14 protein-coding genes and 3 rRNA genes (1 of these 17 only partly in view) are annotated in these 18,669 nt (G+C 66.2%); 13 read left to right on the top strand and 4 right to left on the bottom strand.

Features of this window, described 5'->3' with window-relative positions; translation table 11 throughout:
• From CKW06_RS01875 to rrf (CKW06_RS01885), 3 genes are all read left to right on the top strand, one after another.
• Positions 1–640: ribosomal RNA gene (locus CKW06_RS01875) — 23S ribosomal RNA — on the top strand; it begins 2,240 nt to the left of the window's first position.
• Positions 641–767: 127 nt separating this feature from the next.
• A 5S ribosomal RNA gene (gene rrf / locus CKW06_RS01880) occupies positions 768–882 on the top strand.
• 132 nt (positions 883–1,014) lie between these two features.
• Positions 1,015–1,129 (top strand): 5S ribosomal RNA (gene rrf, locus CKW06_RS01885).
• 314 nt (positions 1,130–1,443) lie between these two features.
• On the opposite strand, the gene CKW06_RS01890 is transcribed toward rrf (CKW06_RS01885), so the two are convergent.
• Positions 1,444–3,159 (bottom strand): M28 family metallopeptidase, encoded by a 1,716-nt coding sequence (locus CKW06_RS01890; protein ID WP_024957495.1) that lies wholly within the window; start codon positions 3,157–3,159, stop codon positions 1,444–1,446.
• Between the two features lie 86 nt (positions 3,160–3,245).
• Positions 3,246–3,908: a DUF4097 family beta strand repeat-containing protein gene (locus CKW06_RS01895; RefSeq protein WP_024957494.1), complete on the bottom strand. Its 663-nt coding sequence runs from the start codon at positions 3,906–3,908 to the stop codon at positions 3,246–3,248.
• A 94-nt stretch (positions 3,909–4,002) separates the two neighbouring features.
• Between CKW06_RS01895 and CKW06_RS01900 the strand changes: the two genes are divergently transcribed.
• Both CKW06_RS01900 and CKW06_RS01905 read left to right on the top strand, forming a co-directional pair.
• Positions 4,003–5,304, top strand: a complete 1,302-nt coding sequence (locus tag CKW06_RS01900; protein WP_024957493.1) for a murein hydrolase activator EnvC family protein — start codon at positions 4,003–4,005, stop codon at positions 5,302–5,304.
• Between the two features lie 108 nt (positions 5,305–5,412).
• Entirely contained in the window at positions 5,413–6,861 is a 1,449-nt protein-coding gene (locus CKW06_RS01905; protein WP_024957492.1) for a S41 family peptidase, read from the top strand.
• Positions 6,862–6,944: 83 nt separating this feature from the next.
• Here the strand turns inward: CKW06_RS01905 and CKW06_RS01910 are convergent, their stop codons facing one another.
• The gene (locus tag CKW06_RS01910; RefSeq protein ID WP_005407784.1) at positions 6,945–7,637 is read right to left on the bottom strand and encodes a rhomboid family intramembrane serine protease; all 693 of its coding nucleotides are present in this window, start codon (positions 7,635–7,637) and stop codon (positions 6,945–6,947) included.
• 227 nt (positions 7,638–7,864) lie between these two features.
• On the opposite strand from CKW06_RS01910, the gene CKW06_RS01915 reads away from it, so the two are divergent.
• From CKW06_RS01915 to CKW06_RS01925, 3 genes are all read left to right on the top strand, one after another.
• Entirely contained in the window at positions 7,865–9,292 is a 1,428-nt protein-coding gene (locus tag CKW06_RS01915; protein WP_024957491.1) for an outer membrane protein transport protein, read from the top strand.
• Positions 9,293–9,402: 110 nt separating this feature from the next.
• On the top strand, positions 9,403–10,002 hold the full coding sequence (gene pnuC / locus CKW06_RS01920) for a nicotinamide riboside transporter PnuC (protein WP_012478928.1): 600 nt from the start codon (positions 9,403–9,405) through the stop codon (positions 10,000–10,002).
• Positions 9,989–11,062 (top strand): AAA family ATPase, encoded by a 1,074-nt coding sequence (locus CKW06_RS01925; protein ID WP_024957490.1) that lies wholly within the window; start codon positions 9,989–9,991, stop codon positions 11,060–11,062. Before pnuC ends, CKW06_RS01925 begins: the two co-directional genes overlap by 14 nt.
• 116 nt (positions 11,063–11,178) lie before the next feature.
• Here the strand turns inward: CKW06_RS01925 and putA are convergent, their stop codons facing one another.
• Positions 11,179–14,397: a bifunctional proline dehydrogenase/L-glutamate gamma-semialdehyde dehydrogenase PutA gene (putA, locus tag CKW06_RS01930; protein WP_024957489.1), complete on the bottom strand. Its 3,219-nt coding sequence runs from the start codon at positions 14,395–14,397 to the stop codon at positions 11,179–11,181.
• Between the two features lie 274 nt (positions 14,398–14,671).
• Here putA and CKW06_RS01935 point away from each other — a divergent pair, with 274 nt between their 5' ends.
• The 5 genes from CKW06_RS01935 to CKW06_RS01955 are packed head-to-tail and all read left to right on the top strand — an operon-like array spanning position 14,672 to position 18,657.
• On the top strand, positions 14,672–15,148 hold the full coding sequence (locus tag CKW06_RS01935; protein WP_024957488.1) for a DUF2244 domain-containing protein: 477 nt from the start codon (positions 14,672–14,674) through the stop codon (positions 15,146–15,148).
• A gap of 11 nt (positions 15,149–15,159) precedes the next feature.
• Positions 15,160–16,116 carry a cytochrome c oxidase subunit II gene (gene coxB, locus CKW06_RS01940; protein ID WP_024957487.1) on the top strand — a complete coding sequence of 319 codons (957 nt, stop codon included), beginning with the start codon at positions 15,160–15,162 and terminating at the stop codon, positions 16,114–16,116.
• Between the two features lie 59 nt (positions 16,117–16,175).
• The gene (ctaD, locus tag CKW06_RS01945) at positions 16,176–17,783 is read left to right on the top strand and encodes a cytochrome c oxidase subunit I (RefSeq protein ID WP_005407790.1); all 1,608 of its coding nucleotides are present in this window, start codon (positions 16,176–16,178) and stop codon (positions 17,781–17,783) included.
• A gap of 8 nt (positions 17,784–17,791) precedes the next feature.
• Positions 17,792–18,070 carry a hypothetical protein gene (locus CKW06_RS01950; protein ID WP_024957486.1) on the top strand — a complete coding sequence of 93 codons (279 nt, stop codon included), beginning with the start codon at positions 17,792–17,794 and terminating at the stop codon, positions 18,068–18,070.
• Entirely contained in the window at positions 18,067–18,657 is a 591-nt protein-coding gene (locus tag CKW06_RS01955) for a cytochrome c oxidase assembly protein (RefSeq protein WP_005412023.1), read from the top strand. Before CKW06_RS01950 ends, CKW06_RS01955 begins: the two co-directional genes overlap by 4 nt.
• Positions 18,658–18,669 lie beyond the last annotated feature (12 nt).

Consider the following 18,669-nt stretch of genomic DNA (forward strand, 5'->3'; position numbering starts at 1 on the left):
CCTAAAGAGTAACGGAGGAGCTCGAAGGTACGCTCAGCGCGGTCGGACATCGCGCACTGTGTGCAAAGGCATAAGCGTGCTTGACTGCAAGATCGACGGATCAAGCAGGTAGGAAACTAGGACTTAGTGATCCGGTGGTTCTGTATGGAAGGGCCATCGCTCAACGGATAAAAGGTACTCCGGGGATAACAGGCTGATACCGCCCAAGAGTTCATATCGACGGCGGTGTTTGGCACCTCGATGTCGGCTCATCACATCCTGGGGCTGTAGTCGGTCCCAAGGGTATGGCTGTTCGCCATTTAAAGTGGTACGCGAGCTGGGTTCAGAACGTCGTGAGACAGTTCGGTCCCTATCTGCCATGGGCGTTGGAGATTTGAGAGGGGCTGCTCCTAGTACGAGAGGACCGGAGTGGACGAACCTCTGGTGTTCCGGTTGTCACGCCAGTGGCATTGCCGGGTAGCTATGTTCGGAAGCGATAACCGCTGAAAGCATCTAAGCGGGAAGCGCGCCTCAAGATGAGATCTCCCGGGGCACAAGCCCCCTGAAGGAACCATGTAGACTACGTGGTTGATAGGTCAGGTGTGTAAGTACAGCAATGTATTGAGCTAACTGATACTAATGATCCGTGCGGCTTGACCATATAACCTCAAGTTGCCTTGGCTTTACGACAACGTCGTAAGAGCATCCAAGTGCACGCTACGTCACAAGAACTATGAGAGGCAGGCGCCTTATCCAGCTGTATCGGATGGCGACGCTCCAACCGCCTCCCTGGTGAAATTAGCGCTGTGGAACCACCCGATCCCATCCCGAACTCGGAAGTGAAACGCAGCTGCGCCGATGGTAGTGTGGCTCAAGCCATGCGAGAGTAGGTCATCGCCAGGGTTTACACCCAAAACCCCGCTGCTCACGCAGCGGGGTTTTTCTTATTAAGTGAAGGCATTGCTTTTCTGGACGCCTTCCGCCCCAAGGGCAAGATCGCGAAGCTGGCGCTGCAAGCGCTGCTGCAACCGTCTCCCTGGTGAAATTAGCGCTGTGGAACCACCCGATCCCATCCCGAACTCGGAAGTGAAACGCAGCTGCGCCGATGGTAGTGTGGCTCAAGCCATGCGAGAGTAGGTCATCGCCAGGGTTTACACCCAAAACCCCGCTGCTCACGCAGCGGGGTTTTTCTTTGTGCGCAGTAAATGCGGGTCGTGCCGGCCGCTGGCCGGCACCCCGATGGCATTACATGGCCGATAGAACCACGCCATGCGTGGGTGCTCCGCGAGGAAGCATGGCGCCAGCCAAGGTTGGCCGCTACCAATCGATTGCCGGCCAGCGGCCGGCACTACCGGCAGATCCACACCAACCGTGGATGAGCCGCCGACGGTACGCAAAAGAAAAGCGGCGCCCCGTAGGGCGCCGCTCTGCTCTCAACGATGTTCAGTCGAGCATGGCCCGGCTTTACTTTGCCGAAGCCTTGTCCTTCATCATCGCGTCGCGGGCTGCCTTGAACGGGTTGCCTTCGTACCAGTTCGGCCAATGATCGCCACCGGCCAGTTCCTTGCCGACGCCGTACATCAGCTGCAGGTCTTCGACAGTCCCGTCCAGCTTCCAGGTCGACGCGTCGAACTCGTCCTTCGGACCGTGGTAGCGGTTGGCGCCGTAGTCCGCTGCGGCCTTGCGGCCGGCGTCCACGCCACCCTCTCGCAGATCCTCGCCACCATCGGCGTACAGGGCCGGCACGCCGGCCTTGGCGAAGTTGAAGTGGTCCGAACGGAAGTAGAAGCCGCTCTGCACCGAGGTCTCACCATGCAGCGTGCGGTCCTGGGCCGCAGCCAGCGGCTTGAGGATGTCCTCCAGCTCCGAGCTGCCGAAGCCGGTGACGGTCACGTCCTTGGCACGGCCGGCCACCGACATCGCGTCGATGTTGATCACACCGGCGATCTTGTCCAGCGGGAAGGTCGGGTGGGAGACGTAGTACTTCGAACCCAGCAGGCCGGACTCTTCCAGGGTCACCGCCAGGAACACCACCGAGCGCTCCGGCTTCGGATCCTGGTGGGCCATGGCTTCGGCCACCTCAAGGATGCCGGCCACGCCGGTCGCGTTGTCGACCGCACCGTTGTAGATGTTGTCGCCGGTTTCACCCTCATGCTTGCCCAGGTGGTCCCAGTGCGCCATGTACAGCACGGCCTCGTCGGCACGCTTGCTGCCCGGCAGCACGCCCACCACGTTGCGCGACTGCTTCTGCGCGATCTGGCTCTTCAGGTCGACCGTAGCGGTGGCCTTCAGCGGCACCGGCTTGAAGCCGCGCTTGCTGGCGTCCTTGTAGGCCTGTGCCAGGTCCAGGCCGGCACCGGCAAACAGCGCCTTGGCGGCGTCGGCGCTCAGCCAACCCTGCACCGGAATGCGGGCTTCCGGGTCATCCTTGGCCGGCAGGTCGTACTGCGGGCCGGCCCAGGAGTTCTTCACCACGTCCCAGCCATAGGAGGCACCGGCGGTGTCGTGCACGATCAGCGCCGCGGCGGCGCCCTTGCGCGCGGCCTCTTCGAACTTGTAGGTCCAGCGACCGTAGTAGGTCATGCGCTTGCCGTCGAACAGCTTCGCGTCGTCAACATGGAAGCCCGGATCGTTGACGAACATCACGACCGTCTTGCCCTTCCAGTCCTGGCCGGCGTAGTCGTTCCACTTCTGCTCCGGCGCATCAACGCCGTAGCCGACGAACACCAGGTCGCTGGCATCGACTTTCACCTCAGCCTGGCCGGTACGGGTGCCGACCACCATGTCGGTACCGAACTTCAGCTCGGTGGTCTTGCCACCCTGGGTGATCTTCAGCACGGTCGATGCGTCGGCCGTGGTCTCGGTCATCGGCACATCCTGGAACCAGCTGTCGCCGTTGCCGGGCTGCAGGCCGATGCGCTGCATCTGGTCGCGGATGTAGTTGACCGTCAGTTCCTCGCCCTTGCTGCCCGGCGCGCGGCCTTCGAATTCATCCGAGGCCAGGGTCTTGACCATCTCGGCGAAGTCGCCGGCGTTGATCTCGGGGGAGAACTGATGAGCCGCCGGCTTCGCGGCAGCGGTGTCGGTGGCTGACGCCGCTGCGGTGGCCGGCGTGTCTTCGCCTTTGCAGGCACTGAGCGCGGCCGCGGCGGCCAGGCACAGGAGGAGTTTGCGGGGCATCGTCGATTCCTGGAAAACAAAGGGCGGCCGCACGTCGTGCACGGCCGGTATCAGCGAGTATCACCGAACCAAGCGGTCCGGTGCGCTCAGTCCGCCGGGGCGGTTTCGGTGTCGAACGGGATCGGTTCGGCGCCTGTGACCGGACCGATGCGCGCGGTGCGATGCACGTAAAGCACCACCTCGCGTTCGAACTGCAGGGGGCCGTTGACCACGGCACTCGGGCCGACGATCACGCGCGGCTTGCGGCTGGCGGTGAGCGAGACGCTGAAGTTCGGCTTGCGCACGTGCACACCACCGTTGACCTGGGAACCGATGCCGACGGTGATATCGCCGTTGACGGTCTCCACGTCCTTGCCGACGCGGCTTTCGACCAGGCCGATGCCACCGTTCACGGTTTCGACGCCGCCTTCGATCTGGCTGCCGCGATCGGTGAAGATGCTGCCGTTGACGGTGCTGACGCTGCCGTGTGCAATCACCTCGCGGCCCAGGCGTACGCCGCCGTTGACCGTTTCAATCTTGCCGGTACGTGCACGGTCGGCCACCTTGACCCCGCCGTTGACGGTGTCGATGCTGCCGGTCTCGACGCCTTCACCAACCCGGATACCGCCGTTGACGGTATCCAGCTTGCCGTAGCGCTGGCCAGGCTCGGCGCTGATGCTGCCGTTGACCTTGCTGATGTTGTCCTGGGCACCGGCGGGGCCGGCAACGAGCAGGACGCCCAACAACAGCGGAATGGAAAGAGTTTTCATGGGACCTCGATGGATGTGCGGCTGGCAGGCCGCGTGCGGAGATGTCACCATTCCCCGGTACCCCCTGCAACTGCCTGAAGTCACTGGAAAGCCCTTGCGCGACAACGCCTTCCCATCACGCCGACATCACATCGCCGCCATCCGCGGCGGGCGCTGCCTGCTGTTGGGGCTGGCCATCGCCTTGGCGCTGCCGTTGCCGGGCGCCGCTCAGACCACCCGCGAGACCGAGCGCAAGCTGCAGAAGCTGCGTAGCGAGTTGAAGGGCGTGGCGCAGGAGCGCAGGCAGATCGAGGGCCAGCGGGGCCAGGCCTCGCAGCAGCTGCGTGAGGCGGACGAGAAGGTGGCCCGCACCGGCCATGCGCTTGCGCAGACTGAAACTGCGCTGCGCGAGCAGGGAAGGGCCCTGGCCGAGGCCGAACAACGCCGCAGCACGCTGCAGGCCAACCTCGCCCAGCAGCATCGCGAGCTGGCCGGCCTGCTGCGTGCGGCCTACCAGCTGGGCAACCATGCACCTCTGAAGCTGCTGCTGTCGCAGGACACGGTGGCCGATGCCAATCGTGCCCTGGCCTACCACCGCTACCTGCAACGCGAGCGGGCACAGCGCATCACCACGCTTACAGCCGACCTGAAAGAGCTGGAAGTGCTGCAGGCGCAGATCGCCGAGCGCAAGCAGAAGCTGCAGGGTGCGCAGCAGGACCAGAAGCAGCAGGCTGCGGCGCTGGAAGCCGACCGTCGCGATCGCGCCAGGACCGTCGCCTCGCTGGATGAGCGCTTCAAGGACCAGCGCGAGAAGGAACAGGCGCTTGGCCAGGACGCCAAGGCACTGGAAACGCTGCTGGCCAACCTGCGTGCCGCTGCGGCACGGGCCGAAGCCGAGCGCCGCGCCGCAGCGCGGCGGGCGGCCGCTGAAAAGGCCGCCGCCGAGCGTGCCGCACGCCAGGCCGCCGCGCAGGGCCGCCCGCCACCGCCGCCCACCAAGGTCCCGCCTGCCGTGGCCTCTGCGCCGGCGCCGAAGGTGGGTGGCCTGGGCTGGCCGTTGTCGGGCAACCTGTTGGCCCGCTACGGCGGAAAGCTGCCCGACGGCCGCACCAGCAGTGGTGTGTTGATCGGCGCGCCCGCCGGCAGCACCGTCACCGCCGTGGCCGACGGCACCGTGGTGTTCTCCGACTGGATGACCGGCTACGGCATGATCCTGATCGTCGATCACGGCAACGGCTACATGAGCCTGTACGCGCACAACGACACCCTGCTGAAGGATGCGGGTGCCCGGGTCAGCCGCGGCGATGCGGTGGCCAAGGTCGGCAATTCCGGTGGCCAGGGCGTGACCGCGCTGTACTTCGAACTGCGCCGGGGCGGGCAGCCGGTCAACCCGGACAGCTGGCTGCAGCGGCGCTGAATCCGGCGCTGTCGCGTGGCGGACGGATTCAACGGGAATTTAGCTGTGCTTCGCGCATAATCGACGCATGTGCCTTGGGCACGATGCCAACGTCGACAGGAGTGATCCATGCGCGCAGCCCGTACCGCCACCCTCTTGCTGGCCCTGTTGCCAGCGCTGTCCTGGGCGCAGCAGACCGCGCCCGCCCCGAGCCAGGAAACCAGCGGGCAGGCAGCGAACAGCGAGGAGGCGGTGACCTCGAAGGTGCCGCTGGAGGACATCCGCCGCTTCGTGGCGGTGTACAACGCGGTGCGCGCGGCCTATGTCGACCCGGTCGATGACAAGAAGCTGATGCAGTCGGCGGTGCGCGGCCTGCTGCTCGACCTCGACCCGCACAGCACGTACTTCAACAAGGAAGACGCGCAGGCCTTCGACGAGCAGGCCAACGGCGCCTACGAGGGCATCGGCGTGGAGTTGCAGCAGCAGCCCGACAACGCCAGCATGAAGGTCATCTCGCCGATCGACGACACGCCGGCGGCCAAGGCCGGCATCCTCGCCGGTGACCTGATCATCGCCATCGACGGCAAGCCGATCAGCGCAATTGATGCCAGCGAACCGTTGCGTGGCCCGGCCGGCAGCAAGGTGGTGCTGACCATCGTGCGCGCGGGCAAGCCGAAGCCGTTCGACGTCAGCCTCACCCGCCAGACCATCCGCGTGACCAGCGTGCGCAGCCGCCTGCTGGAGCCGGGCTATGGCTACATCCGCCTGAGCACCTTCCAGGCCGACACCGGGTCGGACTTCCAGAAGCACCTGCAGCAGCTGCAGAAGCAGTCCGGTGGCCAGCTCAAGGGCCTGGTGCTGGATCTGCGCAGCAACCCGGGTGGGCTGCTGACTGCCGCGGTGCAGGTGGCCGACGACCTGCTCGACAAGGGCAACATCGTCAGCACCCGCGGCCGCATCAGCATCAGCGATGCCCGGTTCGATGCGACGCCGGGCGACCTGCTGAAGGGCGCACCGGTGGTGGTGCTGGTCGATGCGGGTTCGGCCAGCGCCTCGGAAGTGCTGGCTGGGGCGCTGCGCGACAACAAGCGCGCGCGCGTGGTCGGCAGCCGCACCTTCGGCAAAGGCTCGGTGCAGACCGTGTTGCCGCTGGACAACGGTGACTCGGTGAAGCTGACCACCGCGCGTTATTACACGCCCAGCGGCAAGTCGATCCAGGCCACTGGCATCGTGCCGGAGGTCGAACTGAAGCCTGCGGCGCGCCCGGAAGACGAGGCACTGCCGGCCAGCCTGAGCGATTACAGCGAAGCGACCCTGCCGGGCCATCTGCGTGGCGACGACGAAGGCACCGAGGGCTACCACGCCGGTGCGGTGCTGCCGGGCGATGGCCCGATCAATGACGCGCTGGCCGAGCTGAAGAACCCGGGTTCGGTGGCTGCACGCTTGAAGGCTGAAGCGGCGAAGGCGGATGCGGCCAAGGCCGCGAAGGCCGCTGCGGCGAAGACGGAAGCGAAGGTCGAACCTAAGCCGGAAGCAAAGCCGGAAGCAAAGCCCGCACCGGCCCCAGCGAAGCCGTGAGGTAGCGCCGGGCCATACCCGGCGTCGGCTCAAGGGCGGAAGAAGAAACCAAATGCCGGCCAGCGGCCGGCACTACCTGGGCCTCAGAAGCCGTGGCGCTTGCGCAGGCGGCGGGCGATGGCCGCGCGCACGTAGACCCCGTACACCAGGCCGAACACGAAGCCGCCGATGTGGGCCCACCAGGCCACCATGCCGAAGCTCGGGCCGATATGGGCGAACACCACCTGCAGCGCTGCCCACACGCCGATCAGCAGGTAGGCCGGGGCACGCACGAATTCCAGGAACAGGCCAAGCGGGATCACCACGCCCAGCCGCGCCCCCGGGAACAGGGCCAGGTAGGCACCGATCAGTGCCGAGACCGCGCCACTGGCACCGATGATGATCTGGTCCGGGCTGCCCATGGTGTAGATGGCCACCAGGTTGGACACCGCGCCGCCGACCAGGAACAGCAGCAGTAGGCGCCAGGGGCCCAGCACCCGCTCAGCAGGCAGGCCGAAGATCAGCAGGAACACCAGGTTGCCCAGCAGATGCGACCAGTCCGCGTGCAGGAACAGGGCGGTGAACAGGCGCAGCACGCTGCCGTCCTGCAGCGTCGCCCACCAGTCGAGCGGGTGGGTCAGGCCGGTGGACAGGGCGCCCCAGTCCAGCCAGAGGCTGCCGCGGGCATCGTCCGGGCGCGAGATCGACCACAGGAACGCCAGCCATAGTGCCGCAAACAGCACGGGCGTGGCCCAGCGCAGGGCCGCCTTCTTGCGGGACGGGAGGGAGACGAACATGGCACTAGCCTAGCGTGCGGGCGCTTGCGACGGGGATTGTCCTGTTCAGCTTTTGAGACGGAAAAACCGCCTGCGTCGTTATTGTTTCATTAACGGCTCTGGGTAATACTCGCATACGGCGTCGTATGTCGGGAGGGGAATCCGGCGCGCTTCGACGGGCCTCTGGGCCTGCCGGGCGCAGGCGTACTCAGAGCACCATCACCGCTTACCGGAGAGAGAGAACTACGATGCAACCCGCTTCCACCATTGCCCGACTGACCCTGCTGGCCGTCGGCGTTGCCGGTGCGCTGGCCGCCGCCGATGCCAATGCTGCCGCCTTCCAGCTGAAGGAAAACAGCGCCAAGGGCCTGGGCCGCGCGTTCGCCGGCTCCACCTCGACCGAAGGTGACGCCTCGGTCATCGCCACCAACCCGGCCTCCATGCGCCTGCTCGACGGCACCCTCATCCAGGGCGACGTCAGCGCCATCAGCTTCGGCGCCAAGTTCCGTGGCCAGGGCCAGTACGGCAACGGCGCTCCGATTTCCGGTGGCAACGGCGGCGACGCCGGCATGATCGCCCCGGTTCCGGCGGCCTACTTCCACCTGCCGTTCGGCGAGAAGGAGAACATGCACTTCGGTGCATCGCTGACCGTGCCGTTCGGCTTCAAGACCGAATACGACCGCGACTGGGTCGGCCGCTACAACGGCGTCAAGACCGAGCTGCAGGCGGTCGACCTGGGCGTGGCGTTCTCCTATGACGTCAATCCGTACCTGTCGTTCGGTGCGTCGGTGTTCGCCGAGCGCCTGAACGTCGACCTGACCAGCGCTGTCGACACCGGCACCGCGATCAACGCCACTGCCCAGCGCACCGCTGCGGCGCGCGTGCTGGCTGCCGGCGGCACCGCCGCCCAGGCTCTGGCGGCGTCGCAGGCGGCTGCACGCCAGGCTGCCCAGCTCGGCTTCTCGCCGGGTACCGCCGATGGCTACCTGCGCATCAAGGGCGATGAAGTGTCGGTTGGCTATACCCTGGGCATGACCGTCACCCCGGTGGAAGGCACCAACATCGCCTTCAGCTACCGCTCGAAGGTCGAGCACAAGATCACCGACGGCAAGGCCGACTTCACCGTCCCGCAGAACGCTGCCGCCTTCCTGGCCACGGCCGCCCCGGGTACCTTCATCGACAGCAACGGCCGCGCCACCATCACCCTGCCGGCCAGCGCCACCGTGGGCTTCACCCACCGCGTGAACGACCAGTGGCAGATCATGGCCGAAGTCACGCGCACCGCGTGGAGCAAGTTCGACCAGGTCACCGTCGACTATGACTCCAACCAGCCGGACAGCGTGCTGCCGTTCCACTACCGCGACACCACCTTCGCGTCGATCGGTACCGATTTCCGCGTGAACGACAAGCTGACCCTGCGTGGCGGCCTGGCCTATGACCAGACCCCGACCACCGACGCCCACCGCGACGTGCGCGTGCCGGACACCACCCGCAAGTGGCTGTCGCTGGGCCTGACCTACGCCGCTTCGGACAAGATGGAATACAGCGTGGGCTACACCCACCTGTTCACCAAGGATCCGAACGTGACCTCGACCTCGGCCACCGCCAACACCGTGACCGGCAAGTACAAGGTCAGCGGCGACGTGCTGGCGGCTTCGATGCAGTACAAGTTCTGATTCGGGCGATTGCCTGACGCAGGACGAAGGAGGCCCCGCGCAAGCGGGGCCTTTTTTTTGCGGAGTGGTGTGGGCCATCCACGCACGTGGATCTACGCGACAATAGCGTCATGAACCTGTCCGACCCGAACTTCCAGCTGGAGCTGGCTGCCAACATCGCCGTCGCCGGCTCGATCCTGCTGGCCGGCCGCAACAACGTGCACACCTGGTGGCTGGGCATCGTCGGCTGCGCATTGTTTGCTGCGGTGTTCGAACGATCGCACCTGTATGCGGACATGGTGCTGCAGTTCTTCTTCATCGCCATCAGCGTGCTGGGCTGGTGGCAGTGGCTGCGCGGTGACCATGGCGCGCCGCTGCCGATCACCGCGCTGCGCCCACGTGCCTGGGCCTGGCTGGTGCCGCTGGCGGTAGTGGCCACCTTCGGCTACGGCTGGATGCTGACCCGACTGACCAACGCCTATGCGCCCTACATCGATTCGGCAGTGCTGGTATTGAGCGTGATCGCGCAGATCCTGATGATGCGCCGCAAGCTGGAATCGTGGTGGGTGTGGCTGCTGGTGAACACCGTTGCGGTACCGCTGTACTACAGCCGTGGCCTGCACCTGACCTCGATCCTGTACGTGGGCTTCTGGATCAATGCGCTGGTGGCCTTGCGCCATTGGCGGCACCTGATGCGTGACGAGGCCAAGACGGCCGATGCTGCTGCCTGAGCGCGTTGCACGCGGCCTGGTGGTGGGCAAGTTCTGCCCGCTGCATCTGGGTCACGAACACCTGATCGACTTCGCCGCCACGCGCTGCCGGCAGCTGCTGGTGATTGGCTGGTCGCAGCCGGGTTTCCCAGGCTACAGCGCCGAGCGTCGCGAGCGCTGGCTGCGAGCGCGCTTCCCGCAGGCGACGGTGGCGGTGCTCGATGATGCGCGCCTGGCGGCATTGTGCACGCAGCATGGTTTGCCCGTGCGCACGCTGCCGCAGGACAGCGACAACGAGCACGTGCAGCGCGAGTTCACCGCCTGGCTGTGCCTGAGCCTGTTCGGCGGGCCGGTGCAGGCGGTCTACACCGGCGAGGACTACGGCGACGGCTTCGCGCAGGCGCTGGCCACGCACTTCGGCGCGCCGGTACGCCATGAGCGGCTCGAACGCGCACTGGACGTCGGGCAGGCGTGTGGCACCCAGCTGCGCGCCGATCCGCATGCGCACCGTCATGGCCTCGCACCGCAGGTCTATGCCGGCTATGTGCAGCGCGTGGCGTTCATTGGTGGCGAGTCCAGCGGAAAGACCACGCTGGCGCGCGTGATGGCCGAGCGACTGCAGACCGCCTGGGTGCCGGAGTATGGCCGCACGCTATGGGAGCAGCAGGGCGGAGAGCTGACGCCAGATGATCTGCTTCGCATCGCAATGGCACAGCCGCAGCACGAAGACGAGACCGCACGGCATGCGCATCGCTGGCTGTTCTGCGATACCACGCCGCTGGTGACGCTGGGCTACAGCGGCTGGATGTCTGGTACGGCGCCGGAGGCACTGCGGCAGGCTGCATTGCGACCGTATGACCTGCTGTTCCTGTGTGCGCCGGATATCCCGTTCGACCAGGACGGCACGCGGGTGGGCGAGGCCTTCCGGGCGCAGCAGCATGCGTGGTACGCGCGCGAGCTGGAGGCGCGGGGAGTCGACTACGTGCTGCTGGAAGGCGATCTGGAGACGCGCATCGCGCGCGTGCAGAGCGAGCTGGCGAAGCGGGCGGACAATCGGTTCAGTGTGGCCCAGCCTCTGTAGAGCGAGCCCGCGCTCGGCTGTGCGAGGCAAACCGAGCGTGGGCCCGGCTCTACAGAAGCAGGGCACAAAAAACCCCGCTTTCGCGGGGTTTTTCGTTCACTGCATCAACCGGGCGATCAGTCGCCCAGGGTCAGCAGCGAGGCGTTGCCGCCGGCGGCGGTGGTGTTCACCGTCACCGTCTTTTCGGTGGCGAAGCGCAGCAGGTAGTGCGGGCCGCCGGCCTTCGGGCCGGTGCCGGACAGGCCCTGGCCGCCGAACGGCTGCACGCCGACCACCGCACCGATCTGGTTGCGGTTGACGTAGACGTTGCCGACATGGACGCCGTTGCTGATGCGGTCGACGGTCTCGTCGATGCGCGAATGCACGCCCAGGGTCAGGCCGTAGCCGGTGGCGTTGATCTGGTCGATCACCGCGTCGAGCTGGTCGCCCTTCCAGCGGATCACGTGCAGCACCGGGCCGAACACTTCCTTCTGCAGCTGGCCCAGGTCCTTCAGTTCGTACGCGCGCGGTGCGAAGAAGGTGCCGTTGGCGGCTTCGGCGGACAGCTCGGCGGCGGCGATCAGGCGCGCTTCGCGGTCCATGCGCTCAGCGTGGTCCTGCAGGATCTTCAGCGCATCTGCGTCGATCACCGGGCCGACGTCGGTGGACAGCAGGCCGGGGTTGCCGACCTTCAGTTCCTTCATCGCACCGGCCAGCATGGTCATCACCTTGTCGGCGATGTCGTCCTGCACGAACAGCACGCGCGCGGCCGAGCAACGCTGGCCGGCGGAGGTGAAGGCCGAACCGATCGCGTCCTTGACCAGCTGTTCCGGCAGTGCCGAGGAGTCGGCGATGAAGGCGTTCTGGCCACCGGTCTCGGCGATCAGCACACCGATGGCGGCGTCACGCGCCGCCATCGCGCGGTTGATCGCACGGGCGGTGTCGGTGGAGCCGGTGAAGGCCACGCCGGCCACGCGCGGGTCGGCGGTCAGCGCGGCACCGACGGTAGCACCGTCGCCCGGCAGGAACTGCACCACCTCGGCCGGCACGCCGGCGTCGTGCAGCAGCTTCACCGCGTAGTAGCCGATCAGGTTGGTCTGCTCGGCCGGCTTGGCGATGACGCTGTTGCCGGCGGCCAGGGCGGCAGCGACCTGGCCCAGGAAGATCGCCAGCGGGAAGTTCCACGGGCTGATGCAGACGAACACGCCGCGGCCGTGCAACTGCAGCTCGTTGGACTCACCGGTCGGGCTCGGCAGCTTCTCGGCGTGGCTGAACTGCTCGCGCGCCTGCTTGGCGTAGTAGCGCAGGAAGTCCACCGCTTCGCGCACTTCGGCGATGCTGTCGGGCAGGCTCTTGCCGGCTTCCTTCACGCACAGCGCCATGAATTCCGGCATGCGTGCTTCCAGCTGGTCGGCGGCGTGCTCGAGGATGGCGGCGCGGCTGGCGGCCGGGGTGCGGTTCCAGGCCGGCTGCGCGGCTACGGCATTCGCCAGGGCCTTCTGCACGGTGGCGGCGTCTGCGGCCAGCCACTGGCCAACCACTTCACGGGTGTCGGCCGGGTTGGTCACCGGCAGCGCGGCGCCGGCCGGGTTGGCGCCCGGCACCAGCGGCGCGGCCTGCCAGGGCTTCACAGCCGCGTTGATCTGCTCGGCCAGGGCGCGCAGTTCGTTGTCGTTGGCGAGGTTGGCGCCCATGGAGTTCTTCCTGTCGTGGTTCTGGCTGCGCAGCAGGTCAACCGGCAGCGGGATCTTGGGATGCGGAATCGAAGCGAACGAGGCGACCATCTCGACCGGATCGCGGATCAGGTCGGCGATCGGCACGCGCTCGTCGGTGATGCGGTTGACGAAACTGGAGTTGGCGCCGTTTTCCAGCAGGCGACGCACCAGGTACGGCAGCAGGTCTTCATGCGAACCGACCGGTGCATACACGCGGCAGGGCAGGCCCAGGCGGTCAGCCGGCACCACCTCGGCGTACAGGTCGTCGCCCATGCCGTGCAGCTTCTGGTGCTCGTACACGCCGCCGTTGGCGATGCTGCGCACGGCCGCGATGGTGTGCGCGTTGTGCGTGGCGAACATCGGGTAGATCGCGTCGGCATGGGTGAACAGCCGCTTGGCGCAGGCCAGGTAGGACACGTCGGTGTTCTGCTTGCGGGTGAACACCGGGTAGCCCGGGTAGCCTTCGATCTGCGCGCGCTTGATCTCGGCGTCCCAGTACGCGCCCTTGACCAAGCGCACCTGCAGGCGGCGACCGGCGCGGCGCGCCATGTCGGCCAGGTGGTCGATCGTGTACGGGGTGCGCTTCTGGTAGGCCTGCACGACCACGCCGAAGCCATCCCAGCCAGCCAGCGAGGCGTCGGAGAACACCTGCTCGATGATGTCCAGCGACAGTTCCAGGCGGTCGGACTCTTCGGCGTCGACGGTGCAGCCGATGCCATAGCTCTTGGCCAGCTGCGCCAGTTCCAGCACGCCCGGCACCAGGTCCTTCAGCACGCGCTCGCGCTTGGCGTGCTCGTAGCGCGGGTACAGCGCCGACAGCTTGATCGAGATGCCCGGGGCATTGTTGACGTCGCCATCCGGACGGCCGCCGCGTGCCTTGTGATCGCCGCCGATGGCGTGGATCGCACGACGGTAGTCTTCCAGGTAGCGCAGCGCGTCCTTCATGGTCAGCGCACCTTCGCCGAGCATGTCGAAGGAGTAGCGGTAGCTGGCGTTGTCGCCCTTGTGCGAGCGCGCCAGCGCTTCGCTGATGGTGCGGCCCATGACGAACTGGTGGCCCATGATCTTCATCGCCTGGCGCACGGCCAGGCGCACCACCGGCTCACCGACGCGGCCGACCAGGCGCTTGAACGCGCTGGGCGCATCGGCGCGGGTGGCGTCGTTCATCTGCACCAGCTTGCCGGTCAGCATCAGGCCCCAGGTGGAGGCGTTGACCAGCACCGAGTCGCTGCCGCCCAGGTGCTTTTCCCAGTCGGCATCGGCCAGCTTGTCGCGGATCAGCTTGTCGGCGGTGTCCTGGTCCGGAATACGCAGCAGTGCCTCGGCCACGCACATCAGCAGCACGCCTTCCTCGCTGCCCAGGTCGTACTGGCGCATGAAGGCTTCGATCGCGCCCTGGTCCTTGGCACGCACGCGCACGCGGCCGACCAGGTCGGCGGCCAGCGCCTGCACCTTGGCCTGTTCTTCGGCGGGCAGGCGCGCCTGCGCCAGCAGCTCGCGCACGTGGGTGGCCTCGTCCTTCAACCAGGCGTCGGTGATGGCCTGGCGGAACGGGTTGGGGGGCGCCGGCAGTTCCGGCGACAGCAACGCGCCGGGACGCGGGGCGTCGTGGGCTGCAGGGGAGGAGGAAGGTGCGTTCATGCCGGTCCGGCCAGTGGAAAACTTGGCGATTTTAATCATTTTTGCGGGTTGCGGAAGTGCCCAGCAGCCACCTTCGTGAAGCGCTGATAGCCAATAGCTGCGGTGGATTCAGCGTGTTCAGCAAGTGCGGAGGAGTTTATGCCGAATTCGTCATTCGTACCGCCGACCTCATGCTGTGTTGCAGCATCGGAAAATGTGTGAATGCACCCTTGCTACCGGCGAGAGGGCGGGGCTACCATCGAGGCGTTTCCCGCGGCAGGAACGCGGTTGCGACATGATCGAGGTGCTTCCAGCTCCGGATGGGTCAGGTACGCAGCTGCGGCTGCGTCCCCCACGGGCGCTCGATGCCCGGCAGTTCATCCTGTTGTTCACCGTGTTGTCGGGTGCGATGTGGCTGGTGTCCGCCCTCGGGTGGTTCGCCGGCAATGCATTCGCCCCCCTGTTCGCGCTGCTGTACAGCCTGGTGCTGGCGGCCGCGCTGCGTGCCTTGTGGCGCAGCGGTGAACGGCAGGAGGAGATCCGGGTAGTGCCGGCGTACGTGGAGGTCATCCCCGTACCCGGTGGATCGCCGGTGTTCCGGGCCCATCCCCACTGGGTGCGCCTGCTCACCGACGATGAGAGGGTCCGGCTGGCATCCAGCGGCCGGCAGGTGGAGGTGGGGAGTTTCCTCGCGCCGGCCGAACGTCAGACGCTCGCAGAGACACTTGAAAGCTTGCTCGCCGCCAGCGATGGCGGCAACCGACGACGCTAAGGGTCTAGGCAATGAAGCAAAGCAGCAGGTGGGGCACGAAGTGCGTGAACGCGGTCGCCGCGATGCTGGCGACCGGGGGACTGATGCCGGCGTTGGCCTGGGCCCAGGCGGCCGATCCGAAGCCGTGGCAGCTGAACATGGGCAAGGGGGTGACCCAGACCTCGCGCCTGGCCTGGGAATCGAACAACCTGTCGTTGATCATCTGCACGGTGATCGGCGTCATCGTGTTCGGGGCGATGGCCTACGCCATCTTCAAGTTCCGCAAATCCAAGGGCGCGGTCGCGGCCACCTTCAGCCACAACACCAAGGCCGAGATCATCTGGACAGTGATCCCGGTGATCATCCTGATCGTGATGGCATGGCCGGCCACGGCCAACCTGATCAAGATGTACGACACCCGCGATGCCGAGATGACGGTCAAGGTCACCGGCTACCAGTGGATGTGGAAGTACGAATACCTCGGCGAGAACGTCACCTTCACCAGCCGCCTGGACCGCGAGTCCGACCGGGTGCGGCAGAGCGGCATCGTGCCGACCCGCGAAAGCCATCCGCACTACCTGCTGGATGTCGACAACCGCCTGGTGCTGCCGGTCGATACCAAGGTGCGTTTCGTCATCACCTCCGACGACGTGATCCACGCTTGGTGGGTGCCGGCGCTGGGCTGGAAGCAGGACGCCATCCCCGGCTTCATCAACGAAGCCTGGACCCGCATCGAGCAGCCCGGTGTCTACCGCGGCCAGTGCGCCGAGCTGTGCGGCAAGGACCACGGCTTCATGCCGATCGTGGTCGAGGCGGTGTCCAAGGAGGACTTCAGGAAGTGGCTGGCGCAGCGCAAGCCGGCGCCGCCTGCCGAGCCCACCACGCCTGCGGCACCTGCCGAACCGACTGCACCGACGGGCGAGGCACCGGCCGCGCCTGCTGCTGGAGAAGCCGGCAGCGCGCCTGCCACCGCGGCCAGCGGAGCGTGATGTAAAGCCCGCGGCCGCTCGCGGCCGCGGTGACAACCGATTCTGAGAGGTGTTTTGCAATGGCGCACTCGGCAGTTGGGCACGACGATCACCATCACCACCAGAGCTTCTTCGAACGTTGGTTCTTCTCGACCAACCACAAGGACATCGGCACGCTGTACCTCGGTTTCAGCTTCATCATGTTCATCATCGGCGCGGCGATGAGCGTGGTGATCCGCGCCGAGCTGGCGCAGCCGGGCCTGCAGTTCGTCAAGCCCGAGTTCTTCAACCAGATGACCACCGTGCATGCGCTGGTGATGATCTTCGGTGGGGTGATGCCGGCCTTCGTCGGACTGGCCAACTGGATGATCCCGCTGCAGATCGGCGCGCCGGACATGGCGCTGCCACGCATGAACAACTGGTCGTTCTGGTTGCTGCCGGTGGCTTTCAGCCTGCTGCTGCTGACCCTGTTCCTGCCGGGCGGTGCACCGGCCGGTGGCTGGACGCTGTACCCGCCGCTGTCGCTGCAGGGCGGCTACAACGTTGCCTTCAGCGTATTCGCCATCCACGTGGCCGGCATCAGTTCGATCATGGGCGCGATCAACATCATCGCCACCGTGCTCAACATGCGTGCGCCGGGCATCGACCTGCTGAAAATGCCGATCTTCTGCTGGGCCTGGCTGATCACCGCCTTCCTGCTGATCGCAGTGATGCCGGTGCTGGCCGGTGCGGTGACCATGCTGCTGACTGACAAGTTCTTCGGCACCAGCTTCTTCAACGCCGCCGGTGGCGGTGACCCGGTGATGTACCAGCACATCTTCTGGTTCTTCGGCCATCCCGAGGTCTACATCATGATCCTGCCCGCCTTCGGCGTGGTCAGCGAGATCATCCCGACCTTCAGCCGCAAGCCGCTGTTCGGCTACCAGGCGATGGTATACGCCACCGCCGCGATCGCCTTCCTGTCGTTCATCGTCTGGGCCCACCACATGTTCACCGTGGGCATGCCGCTGGGCGGCGAGATCTACTTCATGTTCGCCACCATGCTGATCTCGATCCCGACCGGGGTGAAGGTGTTCAACTGGGTCAGCACCATGTGGCGTGGCTCGCTGACGTTCGAGGCACCGATGCTGTGGTCGGTGGCCTTCGTCATCCTGTTCACCATTGGTGGCTTCTCCGGCCTGATGCTGGCGATCGTCGCCGCCGACTTCCAGTACCACGACACCTACTTCGTGGTCGCCCACTTCCACTACGTGCTGGTGACCGGTGCGGTGTTCGCGCTGATCGCCGCGGTGTACTACTGGTGGCCGAAGTGGACGGGGCGGATGTACAGCGAGAAGTGGGCCAAGGTGCACTTCTGGTGGTCGATCGTATTCGTCAACCTGTTGTTCTTCCCGCAGCATTTCCTCGGCCTGGCCGGCATGCCGCGGCGCATTCCCGACTACAGCGTGGCGTTTGCCGACTGGAACCTGATCAGCTCGATCGGTGCGTTCGGCATGTTCGTCACCCCGTTCATGATGGCCGCGATCCTGCTGTCGTCCCTGCGCAACGGCGAGAAGGCCGAGGCCCGTTCCTGGGAGGGTGCGCGCGGCCTGGAGTGGACGCTGCCGTCGCCGGCACCGGCACATACCTTCACCACGCCGCCGACCATCCGCCCGGGTGATCTGGCGCATGACGACATCACGCATTGAGGTGGGGCATGCATAACGAGAGCCCGCTGCCGATCGGTAGAGTCGACTGTCAGTCGACTCGCGAAGTGCAGCCGACTAACAGTCGGCTCTACCAAAGCCAAAGCCAAAGCCAAAGCCAAAGCCAAAGCCAAAGCCAAAGCCAAAGCCAAAGCCAAAGCCAGACCGAAGCCCAACGCCACGGCATCGAACAGCAACGCCAGCGCGCCAGGCGCACGGCGATGTGGGTCGGCGCCATCGCCGTGCTGGTCTACGTCGGCTTCATCCTCAGCGGGGTGATCGGCCGATGAGCGAGGCGCCAGCCAGCACACCGTCACGCAGTGCGGGGCTGCCGCGCCTGATCGGTGTGGCGGTGGCGGTGTTCCTGCTCACGTTCTCGCTGGTGCCGCTGTACCGCATCGCCTGCGAGAAGGTGTTCGGTGTGCGCCTGGAACGCGGCCCCGGTGGCGAAGCCAGTGCAGGCGCCGCCACCGGCAAGCGCACCGTGCGCGTGGAGTTCGATGGCGGCGTCAATTCGCGCCTGCCGTGGTCGTTCCATCCCGAACAGCTGACCATGGACGTGGTGCCCGGCGAACTCAACGAGGCGCTGTACTTCGCCCGCAACGACAGCCAGCAGGCGGTGGTCGGCAGTGCGGTGCCTTCGGTGGCGCCGGCGCGTGCCTCGGGCTTCTTCAGCAAGACCGAATGTTTCTGTTTCACCGCGCAGACGCTGCAGGCTGGCGAGAAGCGCGACATGCCGGTGCGTTTCATCGTCGATCCGGACCTGCCGCCGGAGATCAAGACGATCACCTTGTCCTACACCTTCTATCGCAACGACGCGCTGTCCGATCGGCTGGCCCCGGCCGCCACTTCGGAAGGCGCGCACGCCGCACCCTGACCCGGATACCGA

Source organism: Stenotrophomonas maltophilia (assembly GCF_900186865.1).
Classification (GTDB): domain Bacteria; phylum Pseudomonadota; class Gammaproteobacteria; order Xanthomonadales; family Xanthomonadaceae; genus Stenotrophomonas; species Stenotrophomonas maltophilia.